2 pseudogenes are annotated in these 5,334 nt (G+C 75.1%); both read right to left on the bottom strand.

Annotated elements, in window-relative coordinates:
* Nucleotides 1-781 (bottom strand): annotated as a pseudogene (locus IG05_RS44200) (beta-ketoacyl synthase N-terminal-like domain-containing protein); the annotation flags it as partial.
* A gap of 288 nt (nt 782-1,069) precedes the next feature.
* Nucleotides 1,070-5,334: pseudogene (locus tag IG05_RS44035) on the bottom strand (type I polyketide synthase); the annotation flags it as partial.

Raw genomic sequence — 5,334 nt, 5'->3', positions numbered from 1 at the left:
GCGGGGGCGGCCGGTGTCGGGCCACTGCCGCTCCTCGGTGAGCAGCTCCACCGCGCCCGACTCCCAGTCCACGAACGGGGACGGCTCGTCCACGTGCAGAGTGCGCGGCAGCACACCGTGCCGCATCGCCATCACCATCTTGATGACGCCGCCCACACCGGCCGCCGCCTGCGTGTGCCCCATGTTCGACTTGACCGACCCCAGGTAGAGGGGTTCGCCCCGGCGGTCCTGGCCGTAGGTGGCCAGCAGTGCCTGTGCCTCGACCGCCGCGCGTCCGACAGCCGCTCCACCACCAGCACACCCACACCCTCGGCCCAGCCGGTGCCGTCGGCCGACGCCGCGAACGCCTTGCACCGCCCGTCCGCCCGTCACACCGCCCGCCAGCGCCAGCGAACACTCACCGCGCCGCAGCGCCTGCACCGCCATGTCCAACGCCACCAGCGACGACGAACACGCCGTGTCCACCGTGACCGCCGGGCCCTCGAAACCGAAGGCGTAGGAGACCCGGCCCGACAGCACGCTGCCCAGCCCGCCGGTCAGCCGGTACCCCTCGACGCCCTCGACCGGGGAACCCCGAGATCGCGTCCCCGCCCGACACCACCAGCCGCCACAGATCCTCCGGCGACCCCACACCACCCGGGTACCGGCACCCCATCCCCACGATGGCGACGGGTTCCTGGCCGGCGGCGGCCAGTTCCTGGTTCTTGCGACGCAGCCTGGCGTTCTCCTTGAGCGAGTCGCGCAGCGCTTCGACCACAGCGTCGGAAGCCGTGTTCGTCATCATTTCTCCCGTTCAGCACTATCAGGTCTCGGAACTGGCGCGGGCCATGCGGATGAGGGCCTCGACGTCCATGTCGTCGATGAGGTCGGCACCGTCCTCCGGCCCGTCGGAGCCACCGCCGCGCTCGCCGGCCTGCGCGTCGGCGTCGTGGGCGAGCCGGAGCAGTCCGTCGAGCAGGCCCGCCTGCCTGAGGCCGTCCACGGGGACGGTGGCGAGCAGGCGGCGGATCTCGGTCTCGTCGGGTGTGCCGGCGGCCACCGCCGACGGCTCGGGGGCGAGCACCGTCAGCAGGTGTCCGGCGACGGCCGCGGGGGTCGGGTAGTCGAAGACGAGGGTCGCGGACAGCCGCAGCCCGGTCGCCTTGTTGAGCCGGTTGCGCAGTTCCACGGCGGTCAGCGAGTCCAGACCCAGTTCCTTGAACCCGCGCGTGGCGTCGACCGTGTCCGACGCACCGTAGTCCAGCGTCGCCGCGACCTCGGCGCACACGAGGTCCAGCACGGCCTGCTGCTGCTCGTCCGCGGTGAGCGCCGTCAGCCGCTCGGCGAGGGCCGGCCCGGCGGGGGCCTGCCCGGCGGCCGGTCCCGCGGACGCGGCGCGGCGGGCCGGGGCCCGGACCAGGCCGCGCAGCAGGGGCGGCGCGTCGGCGCCGAGCGCCCTGAGCGCCGTCGTGTCGAGCGGCAGCGGCACCAGCGCGGCCGCGTCCGTCCCGAGTGCGGCGTCGAGCAGGGCCATGCCCTGGGCCGAGGTGATGGCCACCATGCCGGTCTTCGCGAACCGGTTGCGGTCGGCCTCGGTGAGTTCGGCCGCCATGCCGCCTTCGGCCCAGGGTCCCCAGGCGAGCGAGGTGGCCGGCAGTCCCTGGGCCCTGCGGTGCTGTGCCAGGGCGTCGAGGAAGGTGTTGGCCGCCGCGTAGTTGGCCTGGCCCGCGCCGCCGGCGAGTCCCTGGATGGAGGAGTAGAGGACGAACGCGGACAGCCGCAGCTCGCGGGTCGCCTCGTGCAGGTTCCAGGCGGCGTCGGCCTTGGGCCGCAGCACCCGGTCGATCCGCTCGGGGGTCAGCGACTCCAGTACGCCGTCGTCCAGGACGCCGGCCGCATGCACCACCGCGGTCAGCGGGTGCTCGCCGGGGATGCCGGCGAGCAGCGCGGCCAGGGCGTCCCGGTCGGCGACGTCGCAGGCCGCGACGGTCACCTCGGCGCCCAGCTCCGCGAGGCCGGCCCGGAGTTCGGCCGCGCCGTCGGCGGCGGGGCCCCGGCGGCTGGTCAGCAGCAGGTGCCGTACACCGTGCTCGGTGACGAGGTGGCGGGCCAGCATGCCGCCCAGCGCTCCGGTGGCACCGGTGATCAGCACCGTGCCGTCCGCGTCCCAGGGCGCCGAGGGTTCGGCCGGGACCACGGCCCGCTCCAGCCGGAGCGTGCGCGGGGTTCCGGCCCGGACCGCGACCTGCTGCTCGTGCGCGGCCAGCGCCCTGCCGATCGCCTGCTCGGCGTCGGTGTCGGCGGTGTCCAGGTCCACGAGCAGGATCCGGTCCGGGTTCTCGGTCTGTGCCGTGCGCAGCAGACCCCAGGCGGCGGCGTGCGGGAGGTCGAGCACGTCCTCGTCCGGGGCGGCGGCCACCGCCCGCCGGGTCACCACGGCCAGCCGGGACGCGGCGAGCCGCTCGTCGGCGAGCCAGTCCCGCGCCAGGGTCAGGGCGCGGTGCACGGCGTCGCGTACGGAGTGGTCCCGCGCCGTCAGCGGCGCCACCACCAGAGCGGGAACCGGGGCTCCGGCGGCGACGGCGGCGCTCAGGGCCGCCGCGTCGCTGAACCGCTCGGCGCCGGGCAGCTCCAGCGGGTCGTCGCCCAGGACGGTCCAGGGCCGGGCCGGCGCCTCGGCGCCGGCGTTCACGGCCACCCAGGAGGGCCGGAACAGCGCCTCGTGGCTGCGCCCGCCGGCCGCGCCCAGCTGCTCGGCGGACACGGCCCGTACCGCGAGCGAGTCGACCGTGGCGACCGGCATGCCCGCCGCGTCGGTGACCTCGATGGTCACCGCGCCGGAGCCGGCCGGGGTCAGCCGGGCCCGTGCCGCCGCCGCGCCCAGGGCGTGGTGGCGCACCCCGCTCCACACGAACGGCAGTCGTGGTTCGCCGGTGCCCGGCAGCACCCCCAGCTCGATGGCGTGCAGGGCCGAGTCCAGCAGGGCCGGGTGCAGCCCGAACGCGGACGCCTGTTCCTTCTGGTCGTCGGGCAGGGCGAGTTCGGCGAAGATCTCGTCGCCCCGGCGCCAGACGGCCCGCAGCCCCTGGAACGCCGGCCCGTAGTCGAAGCCCTGACGGGCGAGGTCGTCGTAGCGGCCGGTCAGGTCCACCGGCTGGGCGTCACGGGGCGGCCACACCGCCAGGTCGAACCCGGCGGGTGTCTGCCCGGGTGCCAGCGTGCCGCCGGCGTGCCGGGTCCACGGCTCCTCGAAGGCGCCGCCCTCGGGACGGGAGTGGACGGTGACGGAGCGGCGCCCCGACTCGTCCGGTGCGCCGACCGCCACCTGAAGCCGGACGGAGCCGGCCCCGGGCAGCACCAGGGGCGCTTCGAGGGTGAGTTCCTCCAGTTCCCCGGCCCCGCACTCGGCGCCGGCCCGCAGTGCCAGGTCCACGAAGGCGGTGCCCGGCAGCAGTACCCGGCCCAGCACGGCGTGATCGGCCAGCCAGGGGTGGGTCCGCAGGGAGAGCCGGCCGGTGAGGACGGTCTCGTCGGTGTCGGCCCGGGTCAGGGTCGCGCCGAGCAGCGGGTGCTCGGCCGGGGACAGCCCCGCGTCGCCCACGTCGGCGGTGCGGGCCGCGGGCTTGGCCCAGTAGTGCTTGCGCTGGAAGGCGTAGGTGGGCAGCTCGACCCGGCGGGTGCCGGAGCCGTCGAACAGCGCGTCCCAGGACGGGCTCAGGTGCCGGACGTGCAGCCGTGCCAGCCCGTGGGCGACCGCCAGGGTGTCCGGTCGGCCCTTGCGCAGCAGGGGGACGAATTCCGGTTCCGTGCCGTCCGTGTCCACGGCGCAGTCCCGGCCCATGGCCGACAGCACGCCGTCCGGGCCGAGTTCGACGAACGTCGTGACGCCGGCGCTCTGGAGCGTGCGTATGCCGTCATTGAACCGGACGGCCCGGCGCACGTGCCGGACCCAGTACTCCGGTGAGCAGACCTCCTCGGCCGTCAGGAGCCCGCCGGTCACGTTGGACACGATCGGGATGACCGGCGGCGCGAAGGTGAGCCGTTCGGCCACGGCACGGAACTCGTCCAGCATGGGGTCCATGCGGGGTGAGTGGAAGGCGTGGCTGACGTTGAGCCGCCGGGTCTTGCGGCCGCGGCCCTCCAGTTCCTTGGCGACGGCCAGCGTGGCCAGCAGGTCACCGGAGATCACCACGGAGGCGGGCCCGTTGACGGCGGCGATCGCCACCTCGTGCTCGCGCCCCGCCAGCAGCGGCGCGATCTCGTCCTCGGGTGCGAGGACGGAGACCATGGCGCCGTCCTGCGGGAGGGCCTGCATCAGCTTGCCGCGGGCCGCGACCAGCGCCGCCGCGTCGGCGAGGGACAGCACGCCCGACACGTGGGCGGCCACGAGTTCACCGATCGAGTGACCGGCCACGAAGTCGGCGTGCAGTCCGAGGCTCTCCGCCAGCCGGAACAGGGCCACTTCGAGGGCGAACAGGCCCGTCTGCGTGAACACCGTCTGGTGCAGCAGCGGCCCCTCCCACTCCTCGGACTCCGCGAAGATCACCTCCCGTACCGGGCGCCCCACGTGCCGGTCCAGTTCGGCGCACACCGCGTCGAAGGCCTCGGCGAACACCGGGAAGGCGTCGTACAGTTCGCGGCCCATGCCGGGGCGCTGGCTGCCCTGGCCGGTGAACAGGAAGGCGGTCCTGCCGCGCGCCGGCACCCCGGTGACGAGCCGGGCGGAGGGGCTGCCCGTGATCAGCGCGTCCAGGGCCTGCAGCAGTTCCCCGCGGTCGTCGGCGAAGAGCGCTGCGCGGTGGTCGAACGCCGCCCGGGTGGTGGCCAGCGAGTAGGCGAGGTCGGGCAGGTCCACCTCGCCGGCCGTCTCCAGGTGTGCGCGGAGCCGGCGGGCGCGGGGGCGGCCGGTGTCGGGCCACTGCCGCTCCTCGGTGAGCAGCTCCACCGCGCCCGACTCCCAGTCCACGAACGGGGACGGCTCGTCCACGTGCAGGGTGCGCGGCAGCACACCGTGCCGCATCGCCATCACCATCTTGATGACGCCGCCGACACCGGCCGCCGCCTGCGTGTGTCCGATGTTGGATTTGAGGGAGCCGAGCCAGAGGGGTTCGCCCTCACGGCTCTCAGCCCCGCACCGGCCAGCGCCCGCTGGATCACCCGCTGCTGCGAAGGACCGTTCGGCGCCGTCAGACCGTTGGACGCGCCGTCCTGGTTGACGGCGGTGCCCCGCACCACCGCCAGCACCCGGTGCCCCAGCCGCCGCGCGTCCGACAGCCGCTCCACCACCAGCACACCCACACCCTCGGCCCAGCCGGTGCCGTCGGCCGACGCCGCGAACGCCTTGCACCGCCCGTC

The organism is Streptomyces sp. NRRL S-1022, from assembly GCF_000720135.1.
Classification (GTDB): domain Bacteria; phylum Actinomycetota; class Actinomycetes; order Streptomycetales; family Streptomycetaceae; genus Streptomyces.
The sequence above is the reverse complement of the archived record's forward strand: the minus strand, read 5'-3'. Positions and strand labels throughout refer to the sequence as shown.